Origin of the sequence: Butyrivibrio proteoclasticus B316, from assembly GCF_000145035.1 — a bacterium.
GTDB classification, from domain to species: Bacteria; Bacillota; Clostridia; order Lachnospirales; family Lachnospiraceae; genus Butyrivibrio; species Butyrivibrio proteoclasticus.
Genome location: NC_014387.1, coordinates 3,357,720 through 3,380,612 on the forward strand (window position 1 = coordinate 3,357,720; position 22,893 = coordinate 3,380,612).

Annotated in this window: 20 protein-coding genes and 1 other RNA gene; 3 read left to right on the forward strand and 18 right to left on the reverse strand. The window is 41.9% G+C overall.

What is annotated here, in order from left to right; genetic code table 11:
- Positions 1-11: 11 nt before the first annotated feature.
- Positions 12-566 carry a tRNA adenosine(34) deaminase TadA gene (tadA, locus tag BPR_RS14190; RefSeq protein ID WP_042258102.1) on the reverse strand — a complete coding sequence of 185 codons (555 nt, stop codon included), beginning with the start codon at positions 564-566 and terminating at the stop codon, positions 12-14.
- Positions 567-668: 102 nt separating this feature from the next.
- Here tadA and BPR_RS14195 point away from each other — a divergent pair, with 102 nt between their 5' ends.
- On the forward strand, positions 669-1,076 hold the full coding sequence (locus BPR_RS14195; protein WP_013282183.1) for an RrF2 family transcriptional regulator: 408 nt from the start codon (positions 669-671) through the stop codon (positions 1,074-1,076).
- Between the two features lie 90 nt (positions 1,077-1,166).
- An RNA gene (gene ffs / locus BPR_RS20430) (signal recognition particle sRNA small type) lies at positions 1,167-1,266 on the forward strand.
- A gap of 127 nt (positions 1,267-1,393) precedes the next feature.
- Here the strand turns inward: ffs and BPR_RS14200 are convergent.
- The 16 genes from BPR_RS14200 to BPR_RS14275 form a co-directional block, all read right to left on the reverse strand.
- Positions 1,394-2,482 (reverse strand): PucR family transcriptional regulator, encoded by a 1,089-nt coding sequence (locus BPR_RS14200; protein WP_013282184.1) that lies wholly within the window; start codon positions 2,480-2,482, stop codon positions 1,394-1,396.
- Positions 2,483-2,624: 142 nt separating this feature from the next.
- Complete coding sequence (locus tag BPR_RS14205; protein ID WP_013282185.1) at positions 2,625-3,734, reverse strand: ABC transporter ATP-binding protein; 1,110 nt, start codon at positions 3,732-3,734, stop codon at positions 2,625-2,627.
- 199 nt (positions 3,735-3,933) lie between these two features.
- Positions 3,934-5,343, reverse strand: coding sequence for a diguanylate cyclase domain-containing protein (locus tag BPR_RS14210; protein WP_013282186.1), 1,410 nt, complete (start codon positions 5,341-5,343; stop codon positions 3,934-3,936).
- A 32-nt stretch (positions 5,344-5,375) separates the two neighbouring features.
- Positions 5,376-6,203: a YesL family protein gene (locus BPR_RS14215; RefSeq protein WP_013282187.1), complete on the reverse strand. Its 828-nt coding sequence runs from the start codon at positions 6,201-6,203 to the stop codon at positions 5,376-5,378.
- A gap of 19 nt (positions 6,204-6,222) precedes the next feature.
- A complete protein-coding gene (locus BPR_RS14220; protein ID WP_026662840.1) occupies positions 6,223-6,711 on the reverse strand; it encodes a GNAT family N-acetyltransferase in 489 nt (162 codons plus the stop codon).
- Positions 6,695-7,651, reverse strand: coding sequence for an alpha/beta fold hydrolase (locus BPR_RS14225; RefSeq protein ID WP_013282189.1), 957 nt, complete (start codon positions 7,649-7,651; stop codon positions 6,695-6,697). The genes BPR_RS14220 and BPR_RS14225 overlap by 17 nt, the downstream gene beginning before the upstream one ends.
- Positions 7,652-7,849: 198 nt before the next feature.
- On the reverse strand, positions 7,850-9,889 hold the full coding sequence (metG, locus tag BPR_RS14230) for a methionine--tRNA ligase (protein WP_013282190.1): 2,040 nt from the start codon (positions 9,887-9,889) through the stop codon (positions 7,850-7,852).
- A 36-nt stretch (positions 9,890-9,925) separates the two neighbouring features.
- Complete coding sequence (locus BPR_RS14235) at positions 9,926-10,801, reverse strand: methionyl aminopeptidase (RefSeq protein WP_013282191.1); 876 nt, start codon at positions 10,799-10,801, stop codon at positions 9,926-9,928.
- 53 nt (positions 10,802-10,854) lie between these two features.
- The gene (locus BPR_RS14240; RefSeq protein ID WP_013282192.1) at positions 10,855-12,396 is read right to left on the reverse strand and encodes a bifunctional metallophosphatase/5'-nucleotidase; all 1,542 of its coding nucleotides are present in this window, start codon (positions 12,394-12,396) and stop codon (positions 10,855-10,857) included.
- Positions 12,397-12,470: 74 nt separating this feature from the next.
- Positions 12,471-13,580: a phosphate/phosphite/phosphonate ABC transporter substrate-binding protein gene (locus tag BPR_RS14245; protein WP_013282193.1), complete on the reverse strand. Its 1,110-nt coding sequence runs from the start codon at positions 13,578-13,580 to the stop codon at positions 12,471-12,473.
- 100 nt (positions 13,581-13,680) lie between these two features.
- Positions 13,681-14,340 (reverse strand): ribulose-phosphate 3-epimerase, encoded by a 660-nt coding sequence (gene rpe / locus BPR_RS14250; protein ID WP_013282194.1) that lies wholly within the window; start codon positions 14,338-14,340, stop codon positions 13,681-13,683.
- On the reverse strand, positions 14,340-15,281 hold the full coding sequence (locus BPR_RS14255; protein ID WP_013282195.1) for a transketolase family protein: 942 nt from the start codon (positions 15,279-15,281) through the stop codon (positions 14,340-14,342). The genes rpe and BPR_RS14255 overlap by 1 nt, the downstream gene beginning before the upstream one ends.
- Positions 15,282-15,305: 24 nt before the next feature.
- On the reverse strand, positions 15,306-16,136 hold the full coding sequence (locus tag BPR_RS14260; protein WP_013282196.1) for a transketolase: 831 nt from the start codon (positions 16,134-16,136) through the stop codon (positions 15,306-15,308).
- Positions 16,137-16,312: 176 nt separating this feature from the next.
- Entirely contained in the window at positions 16,313-17,011 is a 699-nt protein-coding gene (locus BPR_RS14265) for an L-ribulose-5-phosphate 4-epimerase (RefSeq protein ID WP_013282197.1), read from the reverse strand.
- 21 nt (positions 17,012-17,032) lie between these two features.
- On the reverse strand, positions 17,033-18,628 hold the full coding sequence (locus BPR_RS14270; RefSeq protein WP_026662832.1) for a xylulokinase: 1,596 nt from the start codon (positions 18,626-18,628) through the stop codon (positions 17,033-17,035).
- A gap of 90 nt (positions 18,629-18,718) precedes the next feature.
- Positions 18,719-19,810, reverse strand: a complete 1,092-nt coding sequence (locus BPR_RS14275; protein ID WP_013282199.1) for a GntR family transcriptional regulator — start codon at positions 19,808-19,810, stop codon at positions 18,719-18,721.
- Between the two features lie 351 nt (positions 19,811-20,161).
- On the opposite strand from BPR_RS14275, the gene BPR_RS14280 reads away from it, so the two are divergent.
- Positions 20,162-21,868, forward strand: a complete 1,707-nt coding sequence (locus tag BPR_RS14280; protein ID WP_013282200.1) for a hypothetical protein — start codon at positions 20,162-20,164, stop codon at positions 21,866-21,868.
- A 96-nt stretch (positions 21,869-21,964) separates the two neighbouring features.
- On the opposite strand, the gene BPR_RS14285 is transcribed toward BPR_RS14280, so the two are convergent.
- A complete protein-coding gene (locus BPR_RS14285; RefSeq protein ID WP_013282201.1) occupies positions 21,965-22,858 on the reverse strand; it encodes a DNA glycosylase in 894 nt (297 codons plus the stop codon).
- Between the last annotated feature and the right edge of the window lie 35 nt (positions 22,859-22,893).

Consider the following 22,893-nt stretch of genomic DNA (forward strand, 5'->3'; position numbering starts at 1 on the left):
CCGGTAAGGCGTCAGTTCTCGTCTAGTCCCTGACTGGATTTCAGCTCTTTCTCAGCCTTGTTTCTGGCTCTCAGTTCCACAAAAAATTCCTTTAACATTTTGGCGCATTCATCCTTTAACACGCCTCTTTTAACCTGTACTTGGTGATTAAATCCCGGATTGTTCAGTATATCCAGAACAGATCCTGCACACCCCGCCTTGGGATTCTCAGCAGCCATGATGACTTCAGGTATTCTGGCCTGTACTATAGCTCCGGCGCACATCTGGCAAGGTTCTAAGGTTACATAAAGCTTACAGCCCTCAAGTCTCCAGTCACCAATTACCTTCCCCGCTCTCTTGATCGCAGTTATCTCAGCATGAGCCAGGGTTGTCTTGTCGGTGTTGCGCCTGTTATAGCCTCTTCCAATTATTTTGCCTTCATAAACTATTACACACCCGATTGGCACCTCTCCCAGAACATATGCCTTTCTCGCCTGTGTAATGGCGGCTTTCATAAATTTAATATCTTGTATTTCCTCCTGAGTAAGACCTTTTGTACTGATCCTGCCCAGAGCCTTAGGTTTCATCTGCATATTTAAATTCATACCATTTTAGTAGTAATTCGTTTCATTTTTTGCTATTATATATCATTATTATAGACATTTTTAATTATTATCGAAAGGTAAAATATGAGGATTTCCACAAAAGGCCGATATGGTCTGAGAGTTATGACAGATTTGGCAGCCCATTATAATGGTGAATACATCTCCCTTAAGGATATTGCTGTCAGACTTGGTATTACAGTCAAATATCTCGAGCAGATAGTTACTGCTCTTAATAAGGCAGGTTACCTTGAGAGCATGCGCGGAACAAACGGCGGACACCGCCTTGCCAAGGATCCTTCTGAATATGTTGTAGGTGATATATTAAGAGTTATGGAAGGCAACTTCTCGCCTGTAGAATGTGCTGCAGAAGGGATGTCTGAATGTCCCTTATCTGATTCCTGTGCCAGTCTTAATTTCTGGAAGGGGCTGGATGATGTAGTCAACCAGTACATAGACAGCTATACTCTGGATCAACTCGTTAAACAAAAATAATAATCATAATTTACTTGAAATAATTATCAAAACCAAGTATATTTATAGAGCGGCTCTGTAAAGGGTGTATGTAGCAGTCCTTTTGTGTAGGTTCGGGTCTTATGCAATGGAAATCTGCGAACCGTGTCAGGTCGGGAACGAAGCAGCACTAAGTGGAACCTTCCATGTGTTGTAAGGTTGCCTGTCTCTACCGGAAGTCAACGTACATGCATCCTTTACAGAGCCGTCTGTGTATACTAGGCGAGTGTTCCTGAGCTTAGTATATACATTCTCACTACACTTGATGAGACTCTTTCGAATCTAGTGTATCAGAAGTTTCATTGTCTGCCTTCAAGATACTTCATGTAACTGATTACCATAAGAGCAATCTTAAAGGTAAGAGCATCATCAAAGTTTCTAACATCAAGTCCTGAGCTCTTCTCAAGCTTCTCTATTCTGTAAACCAATGTGTTTCTGTGAACAAAGAGCTGTCTTGATGTCTCAGAAACATTCAGGTTGTTTTCAAAGAATTTATTGATAGTATTGAGTGTCTCTTCATCAAGATCATCAGGAACTTCCTTGTCGCCGAAGATTTCATCAATGAATATCTTGCAGAGGCTTTCAGGAAGCTGATAAATAAGTCTTCCTATTCCAAGTGTATTGTAGGCATTAACTCTTTTTTCTGCATAGAATATTCTTCCTACCTCAAGAGCCATCTTGGCTTCCTTGAAAGACTTACTAAGATCCTTGATCTCCTCAACAATCGTTCCGTAGGAAACTCTGACATTGAGCATTGCCTCAGTATTCATCATATCAACAATAGTTGTAGCAATCTTGTGGACATCTTCATAGTTCTGTCCTCTTCCAAGATTCTTGATCAGGATCACACTATTCTCATCAACGGCTGTAACATAGTCTCCGGAATGCTGACCATACATGCTGCTCAGAAGCTCCTGCGCTGTGTTATCCTGAACATTCTTGGTTTCAACCAGGATGATTACTCTCGGAACACTAACCTCTATTTTGAGCTTACGTGCCCTGTTATACACATCAATAAGAAGCATGTTATCAAGAAGCAGATTCTGGAAAAAGTTATTCCTGTCAAACCTTTCTTTATATGCGACAACAAGATTCTGAAGCTGACTTACACCTATTTTACCAACCATATAAGCGTGCTCACTGTCACCCTTGGCAAGAAGCACATAGGCCGGATCACCCTCGTCCAATATCTTAAACAGATGCACATCGCCGATTACCTGAGAGTCTACAGGGGAGTTGGCAAAATTAATAACGATAGAAACATCAAGGAAATCTCTTTCGCTTGTGGATGCTACCGTTTCGCCTCCCAAATCCATAACACATAGCTCAACTTTTGTAATAGCGCTAAGTTCTTCTATACTTGTTCTGATAGTCTGTGCAGAAATCATACACTGCTCCTTATCTATTATTAACAATTAGTCTCTCTATTATCATAACATAAAAAAGAATGTCGCGAACGACATTCTCGCGCCGGTCTTGTGCAACAAAAAATGGGCCACACGAAATGTGCGGCCCAAATTATTATCATTATTAGTTTGTGATTGTCTTCTCTGTCTCTTTGTCGAAGATGTGGATCTTCTCAACATCGAAAGCAAACTTAACCTTATCGCCAGGTCTAGCTGTTGTACGAGAATCTACTCTAGCTGTGATAGGGAACTCAGCGAGATCGAAGTACAGATAAACTTCTGCACCAAGAAGCTCGTATACGTTGATTGTTGACTCAAATACAGCCTTAGATGTGCTAACAACCATCTCTGAATCATCAACATCCTCAGGACGGATACCGAATGTAACCTTCTTTCCGCCGTAGCCACCTTCGATAAGCTTCTTAGCCTTAGCTGGTGGAAGCTCGATTGACTGGCCAGCGATCTTGAGGCAAGCCTTGTCGCCATTAACCTCAACATCAGCATCAAGGAAGTTCATCTGAGGTGATCCCATGAATCCAGCAACGAAGAGGTTGCCTGGCTTATCATAGAGGTTCTGAGGTGTATCAACCTGCTGAACAACACCATCCTTCATAACTACGATTCTTGTACCAAGAGTCATAGCCTCTGTCTGGTCATGTGTAACGTAGATAATTGTTGTGCCAAGTCTCTGGTGAAGCTTAGCGATCTCTGTTCTCATCTGAACACGGAGCTTAGCATCAAGGTTTGAAAGAGGCTCGTCCATAAGGAATACCTTAGGGTTACGAACGATAGCACGTCCCATAGCAACACGCTGTCTCTGTCCACCTGAAAGAGCCTTAGGCTTACGATCAAGGAGCTTCTCAAGATCAAGGATCTTAGCTGCTTCTCTAACCATCTTGTCGATTTCCTGCTTAGGAACTTTTCTAAGCTTAAGTCCGAAAGCCATGTTATCATATACAGTCATATGAGGATACAGAGCGTAGTTCTGGAATACCATCGCAATATCTCTGTCCTTAGGCTCTACATCGTTAACTACTCTGTCACCGATTTTAAGAGTACCAGAAGAAATATCCTCAAGTCCTGCGATCATACGAAGTGTTGTAGACTTACCACATCCTGATGGGCCTACGAAAATGATAAATTCCTTATCCTCGATATCAAGGTTGAAATCTTTAACAGCCTCGAAACCATTAGGATAAACCTTAGTAACATGCTGAAGTGATAAACTTGCCATACCTTATTTTTCCTCCTAATTTGCAAATACGTTTATGCTATAAAAAAGTATAGCTTTTAGAAATTTTATTATCTATTCACTAATTTCACAAATATTTTAGCATTCATTAGCAAATGTGACCAAGATAACAATCAGTTTTCCACAATTTAAAAATGTTGACGAATATTCAAAAAATTCACTGTGCAATTTGTCCATTGCTTTATTCGCAAAAAGAAATACTGCCCTTGCCATCAACCTTAGATTTTTCGAGAGCTTCCCTTACTTTTGCAAGCAGCTCATCTGCATTTCCACCATTTTGAGGATATATTGCCCGGCCAGCTGCTATCTTGGCCTTCTTACCTTTGTCTATAAGGCCTGATTTGAGATCATACAAAAACATCTGAAGCTCATCTGTCTGTTTTCTTATATCTTTTTCACCTTCGAAGCCTTTTAAGAATACCAGAAATTCCCCTTCTTCTCCGCGCCCTAGTATATCTGTGATCCTGTAAGTACGTTTTAGTTCCTCTGCCACATCTTTTAGTATATTGATCCTGTCTGTGGAATTGTCACAATCTATTGAAATTGCGAACAAAATACCATTTCTATCCCCTGCATACCTTGTATATCCACTCAGTTCACCGGTAAAGCCAAACTCATTATAAAGCCCTGTGATACTGTCAGTTTTAATTCTTTCGCTCTCCTTGGCTGCACGAATTTTTCTAATAAAGCTGCCGAACATGAATATTCCAAGATTTGCCAGTATATAAATCGTAACTATAACCAAAAGCGCGATCACCAGGTTATAGTAATTCATCATATATACCTTCATAATATCCGACATATCATCATCAGTAGCTACAATGACAACTCCGCCTGATATTTGCCCTGATGGGACAAAAATAAGATTTCCGTACCCTTCTATTTGAGACATGTAATATTTCTTCTGTGAAATATACATTTTGATCGTATCTTCAGGTAACAAGTCGCTACCGTCTTCCCAAATATTATCTCCATTGAAATTTCCTGCAAAAATATAGCCTTCCAAATTCACCAGCGCTGTAACTTCAAGTTTTGGCAATCCTTTTAAAATTCTCTCCTGAACATCTTCAACTCTTGAATTTGTTATCAGATATCCCTTGGTATTTCCGTCAAAGTTTATATAATTAACGACTACAACACTTCCGGCTGAAAAATATCCATCTTCCCTAATTTGTACCATTCCACTTCCACCATTATGGAAGCTCTCTATAATCTTTGCAAAAAACAGCTCATTGCTGATATTTATCTTTTCACCTTTTTCATTTACGCCAACTCCATTAGCATCAACTACTATACTTCCAAAGACAGATTCATTTTTAGAAAGTGTTCTTAATACATTGACCAGCTTGTCCTGATCTTCGTTAAAATCCATATTAGCAAAAGAAACAGCCGTAGAATTATTGTAATCTACGACTGTCTGTATTATCACATCTACAGAGCGAACGTTTTCCTCTGCAATATGTGATATCTTATGCATTTCATTTTCTTGAACTTCTTCTTCAACTATCCCACGAAAAATCCAGCAGGTTATGCCTGCCATAACATACAAAGCAATAATCGGAACTAACCACTTAAGATAAGCCTTTTTCATGGGATACCTCACTGATAAAAGAATTCCTGCAGTTACTGGTTTGAATCTGTATTTCCCTGACTTATTTCTTCAGTACCTTCATCAATCTTCCTGATAGCAGCATCCATCTCTTCTTCATCAGACATTTCTTCTACCTTGGGCTCAAATCTCTTAAAGGTATTATTGTACAAAAGAGCCTGTACAAATCCGGGGCCTGCAATACCCATAAGTATGAGGATTGGAAGAGCCTTAGCACTAAAGAAGTAGAGAATTACTACAGGCACTGCGCTCACAAGAGCCATCAGCACTGTCTTAGGAAGTGCCATTATAGACATAAGAGCAGCATTCCTGAGCGTTCCAAGTACCGTGTTAACAAACTTGGATAAAAGAGGGAATATATATAGTGAAACCATATACAGAATAAGTGAAATAGCTATCACTATGTATCTGTATATACCTGAGCCATCTCTCATGATAAGGAAATCCAGAAGCAGGATTCCGCCTGCTGTGAACTGAATAACCTGTAAAATAGCTCCCTGTTTAAAGTTCTCTTTAAAGGATTTAAAAAATGACTTGGTTACATAACTATCTTCATCTCTGACAAGCTTAAGGAGCACATAATGCATAGCTGTCAGAGCAGGTCCTAAAGGTATAGAACAAACAATACCGCCAAGCCAGGCTACTACTACATAGAAAACAATTCCATCCAAAGAAGTAATATCTCCGGACGCAATCTGTATCAAGTATCCTCCAACTGTAACCGCCTGTTCAATGATCAGAGGAGTAGCAAAAATCAAAGTCAAAATGTTCAGCCACATTATGTCTGCAAGTTTAGAAAGCGCATGCATAAGTGGACTATCAATATCAAAAATCTTTCCCATACAACAAAACCCGTTCCTTCTAGCGTAACTTTAGTTCCATTGGCGTGAATCTTATCCCATCCGCCACAGTCTCGGGACCTATGTCCCGAAATCCCCTCTTATGATAAAAGCCTACAGCATAAGGTGCCGCATTAACTGTAAGCTTATCTATCCCCTCTTCATTTTTTCCATAAATGGAAACATACTTAATCAGAGCACTTGCAACCCCGTTGCCATGATAATCCCCGTCGACAAACAACAAAGATATGTGCATTCTCTCCCTAAGAGAGATAAGTCCCACATATCTATCACCGTCCATAGCAACAAACAATTGATAATGCCCTGCCACAAACATCTTCCTGAGCATATCGTCATTGACGAATTTGTGGAAATTCTCTATTCCTTCCTGGGAGTAATCCGGGGCATCAAACCTCTCAAAGGTGTCCCATGCGAGTTTCATAGCCCCGTCCCAGTCAGAATGGTAAGCACACCTTACCATTATTTTTGATGTATCAACCTTTATTGACACTTTCAATCACTTTCCTTAGCCACTGGTACTGATCCTCAAATACCTGCTCTCTTCCGATTTCCTGTTGAAGCTCGTGTCTCATATTATCATACAGCTTGAGTTCAACGTTCTGAATCTGAAGCTGTTTCTTGTAAATATCAAACAACTTGGCAGGAGCCTCTCCATAGTTGCCTACAGGATCTTCCTTACCTGCTGTGATAAGAATTGGAAGGTTCTTAGGAATGTCATCCATCTTGTTGATATCCTGAACTCTCTTGAGAAGTTCAGCCATTGTAGCAAATCCGTTAAGTGTGAAAATGAAGTTGTCTAAAGGATCAGCTATGTATTTGTCTATGCTCTCTTCATTATGTGAAAGCCAGTCAAACTTAGTTCTTGGATTAGGGATTCTCTTGAGATATCCCTTAAATGCCATGTTGTTGATCATAGTTGATCTCTTCTTGGTTCCTGAGAACAACTGCATGATATTAACCAGATTAGCCAATGAATTAACTGTTCCGGTAGGCATATACGCTGTACCCTGGATAATAGCCCCCTGAATACCTGTTCCGTAACGGGTAATATACTCTCTTGCCACAAAAGATCCGAAGCTGTGTCCAAGTATAAACACCGGAATTCCAGGATACTCTTCCTGAACCATTTTCTTAAGTCTGTGTGCATCACGTACAAGTACAGTTGCCGGATCATCCTTGCAGAAAAAGCCCTTGGTAGCGTTGCTGTTGCAAGTTACAGAGCCGCCATGACCAAGATGATCATTACCCATTACAAGAATGCCTTTCTCAGCAAGAAAACGGGCATATTCATCGTAACGATCAACGTATTCCTGCATACCATGGATAATCTGTAAAATAGCTACAGGCTTATCCTCAGGAATCCACTTGATTGCATGGATCATGGATTGTCTGTCTCTTGATTTGTAAGTCAATTCCTCTTTGCGCACCATTTGGAAGTTCCTCCCCATAATTTAGTTTATAAGTAAACCTATATATATAATAACATGGATTTCTCCGCTACGCTTTCGAAATCCATGCACACATTCGGAATCCGCACTATCGTGCTACTTCCTCATGCGTGTATATGTCTCAAGGTCCAAGAATCTCTCATGCAAGCATGAGATTCTTGGACTTTGATCCATTTATTATCAACAGATTTCTGCACCTGAGGGCATAGGCTTCTCAGGAGTCATGAGCGCAAGGTTACCCTCAGCATCTTCTGCACAAAGAAGCATTCCTTCTGACAAAACTCCGGCAAGCTTAGCAGGCTTTAAGTTTACAAGAACCATTACTTTCTTGCCGACCATCTCTTCAGGAGTGTAATACTTTCTGATACCGGATACGATCTGCTTGACCTGACTTCCAATCTTGACCTGTGAGCACAGAAGTTTCTTGGATTTCTCAACTGCCTCGCAGGCAATGATCTCACCAACCTGGAACTGCATAGCTCCGAACTGGTCATATTCGATTTCTTCCTTGGCAGGAATGTCGATAGGAGCCTGCTCAGACTCTGCTGTTTCTGCCTTAGGTGCTGGTGCAGGAGCAAGTCCGGCCTTGGCAAGGTTCTCTGCTGCCTTTCTCTGAGATTCTTCAAAATCAGCCTTCTGCTTCTTGGTTATTTCAGCAGCCTTCTCGAGCACATCCTTGAGATCCTTACGAGCAAAGAGCATCTCAGGAGCCTCAACAACCTTAGTGCCTGAAGCAAGCACGCCGAACTGGCCAAGTGAGTCGAATTCTCTTTCAGGAGCATTGAGCTGTTCTCTGATCTTCTGAGCTGTTTCAGGCATAAATGGATCAAGAAGAGCAGCGCCGATTGAAATAGACTCTACAAGGTTGTACAGAACTGTAGAAAGTCTGTCCTTCTTGCTCTCATCCTTACCAAGTACCCATGGCTCAGTTTCGTCGATATATTTGTTGCATCTCTTAAAGAGAGTAAAGATTTCAGTAAGCGCATCAGCAACTCTGAGCTCATCCATCTTCTTCTCAACCTTGTCATAGCATGATGTAACTACAGCCTTAAGGTCTGCGTCAACATCCTCTGTAACACCCTTATCAGCTACAACGCCACCAAGATATTTGTTACTCATGGCAATTGTTCTGTTAACAAGGTTTCCAAGTGTATTAGCAAGGTCTGAGTTGAAACGCTCAACCAAAAGTTCCCATGTAATAACACCGTCGTTCTCAAAAGGCATCTCGTGAAGTACGAAATATCTTACAGGATCAACACCAAAGAGACTTACAAGGTCATCAGCATAGATAACGTTACCCTTTGATTTACTCATCTTCTCGCCGCCCTGAAGGAGCCATGGATGACCAAATATCTGCTTAGGAAGCGGCTCTCCGAGTGCCATCAGGAAAATAGGCCAGTAAATTGTATGGAATCGAATAATATCTTTACCAATAAGATGAAGATCAGCGGGCCACCACTTCTTGTATTCTTCGCTGCTATGGCCTTCTGCATCGTAACCAATACCTGTGATATAGTTTGAAAGTGCATCAAGCCATACATATACAACATGCTTGTCATCAAAGTCTACAGGAATTCCCCACTTAAATGACGTTCTGGAAACGCACAGATCCTGAAGTCCCGGAAGAAGGAAGTTGTTCATCATCTCATTCTTTCTGGATACAGGCTGAATAAACTCAGGATGTGTATTGATATAATCAATAAGCTTGTCAGCATATTTGCTCATTTTAAAGAAATATGCCTCTTCCTCTGCGGGATGAACAGGACCGCCGCATTCAGGGCACTTGCCATCCTTGAGCTGAGACTCTGTATAGAACGCCTCACACTCTGTACAATACATTCCCTTGTATGATCCCTTGTAAATATCACCCTGATCATAAAATCTCTTGAATATCTTCTGAACCTGCTTGACATGATCATCATCTGTAGTACGGATGAATCTGTCATAAGATGTATCCATGAGGTTCCAAAGTCCCTTAATAGTATCTGAAACCTGATCAACAAACTCTTTAGGAGAAGCACAGCCTGCTTCAATTGCTCTTGTCTCAATCTTCTGCCCATGTTCATCTGAACCGGTCTGGAAGTGAACATCAAATCCATCTCTTCTCTTATATCTTGCGATTGCATCTGCAAGCACGATCTCATAGCTGTTACCGATATGTGGCTTACCTGATGTATAAGCAATCGCAGTAGTAATGTAGTATTTACCCTTATTCTGCATTTCTATATATCCTTTCAAATCGTAATATCTATTCTATTACCAGCACAAAAGCTCTGGCCCGTCCTCTGTTACAAGGAGTTCAACCTCCCACTGAGCTGATGGTTTCATATCTGCTGTATAAACTGTCCAGTCGTTCTCTTCGTCAATAAAGATCTCATCCCTACCCATATTGACCATAGGCTCGATTGTAAATACCATACCTGGAACCATGAGCATTCCTGTACCGGGTCTGCTGACATGGCTGACATATGGCTCCTCGTGGAAAGCATTGCCACAGCCGTGACCACCGATTTCTTTAACGACAGTATAACCATTATCAAGAGCATGTTGATGTACCGCATGTCCCATATCTCCAATCGGAGTCCAAGGAATAACTGCCTTGATTCCGGCTTCCATACACTCTTTGGTAACCTGAACAAGTCTCTTTTTCTCAGGAGAAACATCGCCTATCATAAACATTCGTGATGAATCAGAGAAATAACCATCAAGAATAGTAGAACAGTCTACGTTGATAATATCTCCATCCTGTAAAATTATGTCTTTGGAAGGGATTCCGTGGCATACCTCTTCATTAATTGAAGTGCATACGCTCTTAGGGAAGCCTTCATAACCTAAGTCCGCTGGGATGCCTCCCATCTTAGTGGTCACATCATTGACGATGTCGTCAATTTCCTGTGTTGACATTCCTGCGCGGATCTTGTCTCCAACCTCATCAAGCACAGCCATATTTATGACAGCACTCTTCTTGATTCCCTCAATGTCCTTCTCTGTTTTGAAAAGGTCTCTGCTAGGGATGATAAAGCCCTCATGCTCGTAGTGGATCAGCTTGTCATCAAAAGCCGCATGGCAACTCTTATACTTCTTGCCACTGCCACACCAGCACATATCATTTCTTCCTAATCTCTTGTACATATTCAACCTTCTTTTTATCGACAATTACTCTATAATAGTATGCCTTTTCACCATTAAACTGTCAAATTATTCACAGTAAATCTGCCATTTATTATTTCCTTAACAGGACTGTTTTTTCTGATAAAGTTTATCAGCAGATCCGGCATCTCATCCGAATAACTTCCAACCGACTTACAATTGCCTATACACTCGTATCCGCCGGTTCCTGTTGCCCTGTAATTGCTGGTAACAAGTGTATACTTCTCATCATCTCTAAGCTCTGTTCCATCAAGCTTTCTGAGCATTACAACTCTCTCTCCCACCGGTCTGGTGAGGTCATATGCATATTCAAGTCCTGCATAATAATCATAATTGTAGTGCTCGATCTTAGGCTTCAAAAACTTCTCTGATACACTAATCTCACCTGTCTCAGCATTATAGTCAAAGTACTCAGCGCATCTTTCAAGAGCAGCTTTAAGAACAGCTTTGGTTACTTCTTTTACCTCAACTGTATTAGCAAACTGATAGATTCCAAGGACATCCCTTACTGTTATCTCTTTCTTAAGCCCAAGTGGGTCGTTTGCAAGACTGGTACAGGAGAAATCTGCTCCGGTGTAGTCGAGCTGAACCTGGTTGAAAATCGCAGCCACCTTGCTTCCGTGGATTGCGGCATCAAGCTTGGCCTCAGGCGCTATCTCTTTTTCCAGACAGCCAATAGGCTCATCAAGCCAGGTCTGTATCTTATCAGTAAGTCCGTTCATGAAGCTGTGAGCCTCTATTATTTCCCTGCACTTCTCATCAGGTGCATCGGGAATTACCAGCTCTGAAGTTATGTCAAAAGAGCTGTCTTTTTTATCCACATTCAGGAGGCAGTACTTAACTGCATTTGATGGTGGCTGAACTCCATATGTGCCCTCTATTATAGTTCCTGCAACCGCAATATGCTGATGGCCCGTCAAAAGAATGTCGTAGCCAAGCTCGCGACAGATCTTGCAGGCCTGATTTTCAGAAGACTGTGACAAAAGAGCTCCTGTCTCAAGATCCTCTTCAAAACCGCCGTGGTATATTGCTATAGTAAGATCGCATTTATCCTTAAGCTCCTCATACTGCTCAGAAAGAGCCTTAACAGGGTCTGTAACATTGAGCTTTTCAAGGTGCTCAGGCTGCTCCCAGACATTTACATAACCTGTAACTGCCGCTGTAATTCCAACCCTTGTTCCATCCGGCATTGTGTGGATAACATTCTTCTGGATCCCAAGCTTTCCGTCAAGGTCCTCAACGTTAGCTGAGATAATCGTCGCTTTCATGTACCTGGTGTAATCTTCAATCGCCTCATAGCCAAAATTAAAATCGTGATTACCAAGTGTATAGTAATCTAGCCCCATGGCATTGAAGCCCTCTGCCATAGGATTGAAGTCATATTCATCCTTGTGTTCAAGGTAATAAGACAAAAGAGGTGTTCCCTGAAGTGAATCACCACCATCGAGTACAAGTGTATTTTCGTCTTTTTTTATCTGAGATGCCAACAGAAAAAGGCCGGAATTCTCCGGACAGTTCTTGGCATAGTTTGTTGGGAACAGATGACCATGGGTATCTGAAGTAAAAATAATACGCATAAAAAACTCCTTATATTAAACTTAAAAAAGGGAAGATACCAATGATATCTTCCCCATACTATATTATAAAGTACTCAGTCAAGTGCCATCATCATCTTCTGTGCAGCACGCTCAGAATCATAGTCTGAACTGGTTGCTTCCATATATCCCGTGTGTGCATAGATTGAAACGGCCTCTTTTCCCTCTTGTGTATTTCCTACATTTATAAAAGCCTGTTTAACTGCTTCCTTAAGTGCCTCTGTCATAACCGGTGAAAACTTGCTGACACAAATTGTGTCATTGTAGATTCCATCTGAGACACCGATAACATTAGTCTCATCCCAAATGCTCTCAGTTCTTCCGTATGTATTAGTCCATTTCTCGGCCTGATCAAGCCTGGCATCTGCATAGGTTACAAGAACGTCAACTGTGCCATTTGCCAGCTTGGAAAACGCTGTACCGTAATTATCAGAAACTTCCGCATGGGTAAGGTCAGCTATATGCTTACCATAGTTTGACTGTATCCAGAGAGAAGGATATACAAAACCTGCCGGTGACGTGGAATCCATAATACTCCATTTAAGAGAATCCAGTTCATCCCATGTGATCTCTTCTCCGGCATTTACCTTCTCAGCTATCGCCTTACCGGCATCTGACGGGCCTGCTATCACAATAGATCTGTAATATGTAATAGGCTCTTTAGTTCTGGTTGTTGGCTTATTATCATTCCATACTTTTGGGTCCGGACTATCAAGAGACAGGCCATCACGAGTCGCAGTCAGGATAACGTCGCATCCGTCATCATATTGTACGTACGTGCCCCCGGGGATCAGTCCAACATCAATAGTTCCTGCAGAAAGGCCTTCGCCTACAGACTCATAGGTTGAGCCTACAACTATCTCTACCTCTTTAACATCGTAGCCGGAAGTTGCCAGCTCATTGATCAGAAGTTCTTTAAGAGGCTCAGTTGTTGCTATTATCTCATCAGGTTCATGCGATGGAACAAAACCTACTATAAGCTTGTCTATTTGCGTAGGTTCCGCAGGTCCAATCTGTGTCTGGTCTATTTGATCAGCAGTGTTTTGCTGCATTGTAAGTTCCTCAGGACCGGTATCAACGCTTATTTCAGCTTTTTCTTTTCCGCACCCCATGAGTAGTGCAGCTAAAGCAATACCTGTTAAAAGATTGATCGAAAGTTTTCGCATACTCTCTCCTGATTAATTCTATTATAAACATTGAGAGCCCATGTGTTTCCCACATGAGCCCCCATCTCTTTAACAAGTATAAAATATTAAAAAAGCAGCGTCAACGATTCTGCAATATGTTTATAAACTTTTTAACGTTTTCAGAAACATTTCCTTTAAACACTCCCGAACCGGATACAATTACGTTTGCACCGGCATCGAGCACGTTTGAAACGTTCTCTGTATATATACCGCCATCTACCTCGATGTCAGTAGTAAGGCCTCTTTCCTGTAACATCTGACGAACTTTTTTAACCCTGCCTATACTCTCAGGGATAAAAGACTGTCCTCCAAATCCAGGTTCAACAGTCATAACAAGAATCATGTCGACCTTATCAAGGTAAGGTAATAATTCCTCTACTGCAGTTCCCGGCTTAATAGAAATACCCGCCTTGATACCGCAGCCATGAATCTTGTCTATAACAGCCATAGCATCGTCTGTAGCTTCCAGGTGGAAAGTAATGATGTCTGCACCGACCTTGGCAAATTCTTCAATATACCTGATCGGATCAGTGATCATGATGTGAACATCAAAAACTTTCTGTGTTGTCTTCCTGATACTCTTAATTACTGGCATACCATAGGAAATGGATGGCACAAAAATGCCATCCATTACATCAATATGAATATACTCAGCTCCTGCCTCATCTACTTCTCTTATCTGCTGACCAAGAATATTAAAATCTGCAGACAATATTGAGGGACTCAAGATATTCTTCATTATTTCAAAAATTCCTTTACTGATGCATATACTCCGTCACCATCAAGGCCATATTTCTTAACCAGAGCAGCTGCAGATCCTGACTCACCGAATCTGTCCTGCATACCGATCTTCTTGACAACTGTAGGGCATTCCTCTGAAAGAACGTCACATACAGCACTTCCAAGACCGCCGATTACAGAATGCTCTTCAACTGTAACAACCTTGCCAGTCTTCTTGGCTGTTGCTACTACAAGCTCTCTGTCGATAGGCTTGATAGTGCAGATGTTAACAACTTCTGCGCTGATACCGTCAGCTGCGAGCTTCTCAGCAGCTTCAAGAGCAGCTCCTACTCCGATACCAGTTGCTATAATACTAACATCTGTACCCTCTCTAAGTACAGTACCTTTTCCAAGTTCAAACTTATAATCAGGTCTGTCGTTAACAACAGGGCAAGCTGCACGTCCAAAACGGATGTAAACAGGTCCAACATACTCAGCAGCTGCTCTTACGCAAGCTCTTGCCTCGATGTCATCTGCAGGGCACATAACAACCATTCCAGGAATTGTGCGCATAAGTGCAAGATCTTCGTTACACTGGTGGCTCGCTCCATCCTCACCTACAGTGATTCCGGCATGTGTTCCACCAATCTTAACATTGAGGTGTGGATAACCAATTGAGTTACGAACCTGCTCAAATGCACGTCCTGTAGCGAACATAGCAAATGTGCTGACAAATGGGATCATTCCTGTTGTAGCAAGACCTGCTGCCACACCCATCATGTTACACTCTGCGATACCGCAGTCGATATGACGGTCAGGGAATTCCTTCTTGAACCAACCTGTTCTTGTTGCTGCTGCAAGGTCTGCATCAAGTACTACTACCTTATCATTAACCTTTGCAAGCTCTATAAGTTCTTTTCCATAGCTATCTCTGGTAGCTATCTTCTTTACTTCGCTCATTATTTACCTCCTGTCAATCTGGTTTCAGCCCAAAGCTTCGCCGATCTTGTTAAGATCGTCCATAGCCTTTGCATACTCTTCATCATTAGGTGCTACGCCATGCCATGAAACCTGGCCTTCCATGAAGGATACACCCTTGCCCTTAAGACTGTGGGCAATGATTGCTGTAGGCTGGCCCTTTGTTTCTCTTGCTTCCTTGAAGGCTGCTCTAAGAGCGTCAAAATCATGAGCATCAACATTAATAACATGGAAGTTAAATGCTTCAAATTTCTTGTCAATAGGATATGGTGAACATACCTGATCGATAGGTCCGTCAATCTGAAGGCCATTGTTATCAACGATAACAACGAGGTTATCAAGCTTACGGAAACCTGCAAACATGGCAGCCTCCCAAACCTGGCCTTCCTCAATCTCACCATCACCTAAAAGTGTGTATGTTCTGTAATCTTTATTGTTAAGCTTTGCAGAAAGAGCCATACCACAAGCAACTGAAATTCCCTGTCCAAGAGAACCGCTACTCATATCAAGGCCTGGCAGATACTGCATACTAGGATGTCCCTGAAGTCTTGATCCAAGCTTACGGAGTGTTGTAAGCTCCTCAACAGGGAAGTAGCCCTTCTGCGCCATTACTGAATAAAGACCTGGTGCTGTATGTCCCTTGGAAAGAACAAAACGATCACGATCAGGATCTGCTGGCTTCTCAGGGTTAACGTTCATCTCCTCAAAATACAGATATGTGAAAATATCTGCTGCTGACAGTGATCCACCCGGGTGACCGGCACCTGCTGCGTGAACCGCTGTAACAATGCCCTTGCGGACTTCGTTTGCAATCTTCTGCAATTCTTTGTTAGTCATATTTCCTCCACTTTTTTCCTTGCATAATGTTCTCACAAAACGCACTGTATATATGCATTTCTGTTTCAAATTCTTAACGCAAATACAATGTATCATAATGAAAATCAATTATCTATGTTAATTTTTGCCGAGATTTTACTATATAATGCTACCGCTTTAGTTATTTCTGCTCCCGCTTATTTGCCCTGACCATAATATGCATTAGCGCCATGTTTTCTATAGTAATGCTTATCCTGGAGTTCCTGTGGTGCAGGCATAACTCTTGGATTTATAACTTCACATCTGTATGCCATCTTAGCTACTTCTTCAGTTACAACTGCGTTGTGAACTGCTTCATGAGCATCTTTTCCCCAGCTGAATACACCGTGATTCTTGCACAGAACAGCAGGAACAGCCACCGGATCTTTTCCCATACGTTCAAACTCATTAACTATGAGATGGCCTGTGTTCTCTTCATAAGCATCTTCAATTTCTTCCTTGGTAAGACATCTTACACATGGAATCTCACCATAGAAGTAATCAGCATGTGTTGTTCCGTAGCATGGAATGCTTCTTCCGGCCTGTGCCCAGCTTGTGGCATAGGATGAATGTGTATGAACAACACCGCCAACCTCTTTAAATGCCTTATAAATCTCAACATGAGTTGGTGTATCAGATGAAGGATTAAGTTTACCCTCAACCTTATTGCCATTAAGATCCATAACTACCATATCATCAGGAGTCATTGTCTCGTAATCAACACCACTTGGCTTGATTACGAAAAGTCCGCTCTCTCTGTCGATGGCGCTTACATTTCCCCAGGTAAAGGTTACAAGACCATACTTTGGTAAAAGAATATTCGCTTCATATACTTTTTTCTTGAGTTCTTCTAACATTTTATTGCCTTCTTTCATATCTTATTTTAATGAATCAACTGCTGCTCTCTCAATTGTAAGACCAGCATTGTAGTCCTTCATGAAATCATCGAAGCCTTCTGCATCCTCTTTTACAGGCTCAAAGGTCTCAACCTTGCCGGAAACAAATACCTTGTTATTGAGGAAGCTTTCAAGAGTCTCACCCTCTGCCTTCTGGAGCATATAGCCTGCGAGAATAGCCTGTCCCCAAGGGCCACCTTCTCCTGCTGTCTCCATGAGCTTGATTGGTGTGTTGAGGGCTGCTGCCATTACTCTGTCACCAACGCCTCTGATCTTGAAGAATCCGCCCTGGCCAAAGAAGAAGTCTGCCTTGACATTCTCTTCTTTCATAAGGATATCGTTACCTGCCTTGAGTGCTCCAAGAGCTGTGTAAAGGTGAGTTCTCATGAAGTTTGCAAGGTTGAATTTATCATCAGGTCTTCTGACAAAAAGAGGTCTTCCTTCGTTAAAGCCTGTGATGCTCTCGCCTGAGAAATAGTTATAAGCAAGGAGTCCGCCGCAGTCTGCGTCGCCTTCCATAGCCTTGCGGTAAAGTGTTCCGTAGAGTGTATCATCATCAATATCCTTGCCGATTGCACCTGCAAACTCCCTAAAGAGTCCGACCCATGCATTAAGGTCAGAAGTACAGTTGTTGCAGTGAACCATTGCAACTTCCTCTCCACTTGGAGTTGTTACAAGATCAAGCTCAGGATAAGCCTTGGAAAGACTATGCTCCAAAACCACCATTGAAAATACTGAAGTTCCGGCAGAGATATTACCTGTTCTAACGCCAACAGAGTTTGTTGCTACCATACCAGTTCCTGCATCTCCCTCTGGAGGACATACAGGTACGCCTGCCTGAAGATTTCCTGTAGGATCAAGCTTTTTAGCTCCTTCTGCAGTAAGTGTACCGGCTGAAGCGCCTGCAGGAAGTGACTTGGGAAGGACATCTCTTATCTTCCAGCCAAGATTCTTGCCTGCAATAAGCTCATCAAACTGATCAAGCATCTTCTGGTTGTAATCACAAGTCTTGGAATCAATAGGGAACATTCCGGATGCATCGCCCACACCAAGAACCTTCTCACCTGTCAGCTGCCAGTGAATGTAGCCTGCAAGTGTTGTGAAGAAATCAACCTTTGAAATATGCTCCTCGCCATTGAGAATAGCCTGATAGAGATGCGCAATACTCCATCTCTGTGGGATGTGGTATCCAAAAAGATCTGTGAGCTCATCAGATGCCTTCTCGGTAATTGTATTTCTCCATGTTCTGAATGGAACAAGAAGCTCTCCATCCTTATCAAAAGCCATGTAGCCGTGCATCATAGCCGAAAATCCCATTGCACCAATCTTGACAAGCTTCTCTCCGTACTGTTTCTCTACATCTGCTGCCAGTTTACTGTAGCAGTCCTGAAGTCCTGTCCAGATATCCTCAAGTGTATATGTCCAGATTCCATTATCCAGTCTGTTCTCCCAGCCATGTGATCCTGATGCTATCGGATTATACTCATAGTCTGTGAGTACCGCTTTGATTCTGGTAGAACCAAACTCGATACCAAGAAGTGTCTTTCCCTCAGCAATTAAACTTTTTACATCACCCATAATCATTCTCTCTCCTGTTTTCTATGTTGTTGAATTAATTCTGCAGAGATCTTTTGTATCTTTGCCCCTGATCTCTGATTGTTGCCTCTTTTACCTGATATCCCTCACAGACTGGCGCAAAATAACGTCTTCTGTGAATTCATAAGTCGCATTCCCAAATTTCCCGGTGCTGTGAATAAGTCTTATCATATTCTGTGCAGCCTTTTCTCCAAGCCTTGCCTTGGGATGCGGAATAGAGGAAATTGTCATTCCTCCAACTCCTATCTTGGCCATATCAGAATCATCCATTCCTATAACTGACATATCTCTTGGAAGCTTCAGACCGTCATCAGTCAAAACCTGCATGAGCAGCCCCGCCACAAGATCGTTATAGCAGAACACTGCTGTACAGTCCCTTAGTCTCTCCTTTACTCTTGATAAAGCTCTTTTCCCATCCTTGATATCTATTGTGTCAATCCAGTTCACATGGTCATAGGTAAAAGAAAGCCCGCACTCTGTCATTGCGCGCAGATATCCTCGGTATCTCTCCCTTCCCTGTCCATCATCCAGCTTGAGCACGCATCCGATGCTCTTGTGTCCTGCCGCAGCCAAAGCCTTGACTGCTCTGTAGGCACATTCCTCATCGTTGATCGAAACATGAGGCATATCGAGTTCCGGGTAATAGCTGTTTATAAAAAGAAATTTCATCCCCTTGTCTATCAGTTTGCGATAAAGGCCGATATTAGGATTTGGAAGTGCACTCTTAACAGGCTCCATGATCACACCTGCCACATCACTTCTCTCAAGAAGATCCTCCAAAATCTGCCTCTCTTTACCGGTTGTATTGTTGGTAAAAGAAAGCTGCATAGAATATCCCTTAGAGCTAAGGGTGCTCTCAATTCCTCTGATAGTACTGGGAAAAATGTAGTCATCTACATAAGTTGTAACAACTGCGACCACAGACTTATTGCTGTCATCCGCGCACTGATCCGCAACATACGTTCCGCTCCCTCTTCTGCTCTCAAGTAAGCCTTCCTCAGAAAGCTTCTGTATAGCATGCCTTATCGTCTGCCTGCTAAGTCCAAACATGTCACACAGCTCATTTTCAGAGGGAATCTTTTCCCCGGACTTTAAACTGCCACTATCAATATTCTCACTGATCCAATCTATAACCTTCTGATATTTAGCCAAAACTAACCCCATTCACAAGTTGTACGCTTTTCTATAACTTGTATTTATAATCAAGAGCTTTCAAATCCGCTCCACGTCTATCATTTTACGTTCGGTGGCAGAATTGCGTCAATGACTAATATATACAATTTTGACAAGTTGTATATGTACAAATATATCAAAGAATTTCCATCAGCTTGTTTTGATCAGTTCTTCATTAGAAAGCAAATTCAGAAGAAAACATAGCAATTATTCAACATTTTCAATTCCCCAGATGTACGATATTATAGACGAGTATGAAATTTCATGTGATACATGAATTGCTCCATGATCAGCATCATTCTCGAAATTCTACAACGTAAATACAAGAAAGCGAGCATTAACATGAACTTCAAACGAATTATTCCACCACTTACACTTGCTCTTTTATTGTCCGGTTGCGGAAATGTCTCAACAGATGATAGCGGCGCATCTGCCGCAGAAGCTTCATCAGTATCTGAAATCAGCGCAAGTTCTGATAGTTCCCCCTCTGACAATTCCCCGGAAAAAGAAACAACTTCTTCCGTAGAATCCACTGTTGCAGATCCAAATGCAGAGACCAAAAAAGAACTTGCTGAGTATACAGCTCTTTTCAACACGCCTGAATACAACGGCTTCCTCACCAAGTCTTTTAGCAAACCATCAGAAATCGACTGGGATGTTGTCATGACTGCCGGAGGAGGAATATCAGATAAGAATCTGACCTCTGAAGAAATAGAAGACTATAGGGTACTTTCCAACTATTCTTTCTTTGATAAAGACAAATTTATTGTCATCAGAAGAAGTGACCTGGAAAAATTTGCTCTAAAGCACACAGGTGAGGCTTTGAACACTGACGAGCACACACTCCCCTGGTCATACATGTACAAATATGATTCATTCTACAATTTCCACTGGGATTACGATGACAAGACCTATACCTGTTTTTCTATAGAAAAAGATGGAAGCGACTTAACACTTCGTTTCCAAATGGATGATAATTCCCACGTAGGAAAATCAGCAGACAGGATTGTCAAGGCCACTAAAACAGATGACGGCCTGCTGATCAGATCAAATGAGATTCAGTGGAAAGATGGATGTGATCCGGATCAGTCTTTTGATATCGATCTTGCAGACAATGGCGAAAGCCTGACTTTTTATACCTACAAGGGTTATTCAGGCGCTGCCCGTTTCATTCTCACCAAGGGCGGAAATGTGGTTTCCACAGGAACTCTTTCAGGGGTAAGAGACGATAGTTCCATTTATGTTAAAACGCTGACAGCTGTTGGATTCTTTGATTTTAATGCTGATGGCATAAAAGATATCGTTTGTATCGGAGATTCTGACAATGGTAAAAACGTCATCCTATATGAATCGGTTGACACAAACTACAACTACGAGCAGTGCTCAGCAGATGAAACTGTAGAAAAAATGATTGATGGCGACCTGACTCTAAACAAGGTCAAGAAAGCGCTCCTTGGAGACAATACTGAAGGCATCTACAATACTTACAATGAAGCTTATGCCCAGGTAGCCAAGCTTTACAACATGTCTTCCAGTGTATACGGCTATGATTATGGCCTTATCGACGGCAATGGTGATGCTATTCCGGAACTTGTTATAAATGGTGCAAGCACTACTTCCCTCTTTACCTTTGAAAACGGACATATACACTGTCTCATGCAAAAATGGGGCTGGGGAGCAATGGGCAATCACGGTTATGAATATGCTCCCGGCAAAAATGTCTATTTCAATGACAATTCAGACTACGCCGGTGCTATACACTATGACTCCTTCATGATGCCAAGTGAAGGCCAGGAGCTTCAGACATATTATTCCGTGAAAACAAACTATTTCAAGGATGAAGATAAAGACGGCATTCCTTCTGAAGACGAGCTCGCAGCAAACAGTGATATGGAATATTCTGAATCCTACTACGAAAACCACACTGGCGTAGAAATGACACAGGAAGAACTTGAAACCAAGGTAAACGAGCTCTGGAACTACGACTACAAGCCACTTCAGGGAGATGCGGACTATGAAGGACTGATCACAGTGCTCCAGAACAGTTAATGATTTGCATGAAAAGCGCGCTATTGAGCGCATTGTTAAAAGGCAGCACCTAAATTTACAGGTGCTGCCTTTTATTATAGACAAAACTACTATTTATTACTTGGTTTCCACGCCGTTTGATCGTGAGTAAAAGAACAGATACTGTTGCATTACTCCGTTATAAGGTTTGTATTTATCAAACAGAAAGCCATTCGGATACTTGGCATCAAGAACTTTGTTGATCCAGACGTCTTTAGGAAAAGCATCAAGTCTGTGATATCCAAAGAGAATCTCACAGTTTGCAACCTTGACTCCAACGCCGTAAAGTGCAAGAAGCTTCTGCATAAGAGCATCATCATCAATTTCTTTCCAGCTATCAAGGTCTGCCGCACCACTCACCACATCAAGTGCAGCCTGATGAACATATTTATCTCTGTAGCCAAGGCTACATGCTGATAGTTGTTCAACAGTCAGTTTTGAGAGTTCTTCTGGAGTAGGAAAAGAATATACATCATTTCCCTCTGGATCCACCGCTATCTTACGCCCTGCCAGGGCACATATTTTCTCAATTGAGGCTTTGATTGCCGGAATATTTTTTCTCTGGGAAATAATAAATGAAATAAGCATTTCCCATGGGTCCTGTCTGAGAATTCTAATTCCCTGTCCATATTCAGAAGCGTTATACAGGTATTCGTCTTCTGATTTGTCGATCAGGCTCCTTATATCGCTATAACTGCTATTCAGATCAAAGTAGTTTTTCCAGAATGCCTCGAACTCTTTTTTATTACAGCTTAGCTCATACCGACCACCCGGCCTATTTTTCTCATCCTTATTATCTGATTCTCCAACAACAATATCCGGTTCAACATCGGAATCATACACTTCTTTTATAAATAAATATTTATCTCCAGCGACCACGCTGTAGCCTTCACCGCATTTATTGAATCTGAAGCACTGGCCACTATCAGCTATTTTCTGAAGATCAAAATCGTCCTGTATCGTAATTCTCATGTTTTCTGTTTTATTCCTCTATAATTTCCTGATTC

Coding starts and splice junctions, on each gene's coding strand:
- tadA (WP_042258102.1), bottom strand. CDS start 566: ATGAAACCTAAGGCTCTGGGCAGGATCAGTACAAAAGGTCTTACTCAG.
- BPR_RS14195 (WP_013282183.1), top strand. CDS start 669: ATGAGGATTTCCACAAAAGGCCGATATGGTCTGAGAGTTATGACAGAT.
- BPR_RS14200 (WP_013282184.1), bottom strand. CDS start 2,482: ATGATTTCTGCACAGACTATCAGAACAAGTATAGAAGAACTTAGCGCT.
- BPR_RS14205 (WP_013282185.1), bottom strand. CDS start 3,734: ATGGCAAGTTTATCACTTCAGCATGTTACTAAGGTTTATCCTAATGGT.
- BPR_RS14210 (WP_013282186.1), bottom strand. CDS start 5,343: ATGAAAAAGGCTTATCTTAAGTGGTTAGTTCCGATTATTGCTTTGTAT.
- BPR_RS14215 (WP_013282187.1), bottom strand. CDS start 6,203: ATGGGAAAGATTTTTGATATTGATAGTCCACTTATGCATGCGCTTTCT.
- BPR_RS14225 (WP_013282189.1), bottom strand. CDS start 7,651: ATGGTGCGCAAAGAGGAATTGACTTACAAATCAAGAGACAGACAATCC.
- metG (WP_013282190.1), bottom strand. CDS start 9,889: ATGCAGAATAAGGGTAAATACTACATTACTACTGCGATTGCTTATACA.
- BPR_RS14235 (WP_013282191.1), bottom strand. CDS start 10,801: ATGTACAAGAGATTAGGAAGAAATGATATGTGCTGGTGTGGCAGTGGC.
- BPR_RS14240 (WP_013282192.1), bottom strand. CDS start 12,396: ATGCGTATTATTTTTACTTCAGATACCCATGGTCATCTGTTCCCAACA.
- BPR_RS14245 (WP_013282193.1), bottom strand. CDS start 13,580: ATGCGAAAACTTTCGATCAATCTTTTAACAGGTATTGCTTTAGCTGCA.
- rpe (WP_013282194.1), bottom strand. CDS start 14,340: ATGAAGAATATCTTGAGTCCCTCAATATTGTCTGCAGATTTTAATATT.
- BPR_RS14255 (WP_013282195.1), bottom strand. CDS start 15,281: ATGAGCGAAGTAAAGAAGATAGCTACCAGAGATAGCTATGGAAAAGAA.
- BPR_RS14260 (WP_013282196.1), bottom strand. CDS start 16,136: ATGACTAACAAAGAATTGCAGAAGATTGCAAACGAAGTCCGCAAGGGC.
- BPR_RS14265 (WP_013282197.1), bottom strand. CDS start 17,011: ATGTTAGAAGAACTCAAGAAAAAAGTATATGAAGCGAATATTCTTTTA.
- BPR_RS14270 (WP_026662832.1), bottom strand. CDS start 18,628: ATGGGTGATGTAAAAAGTTTAATTGCTGAGGGAAAGACACTTCTTGGT.
- BPR_RS14275 (WP_013282199.1), bottom strand. CDS start 19,810: ATGGGGTTAGTTTTGGCTAAATATCAGAAGGTTATAGATTGGATCAGT.
- BPR_RS14280 (WP_013282200.1), top strand. CDS start 20,162: ATGAACTTCAAACGAATTATTCCACCACTTACACTTGCTCTTTTATTG.
- BPR_RS14285 (WP_013282201.1), bottom strand. CDS start 22,858: ATGAGAATTACGATACAGGACGATTTTGATCTTCAGAAAATAGCTGAT.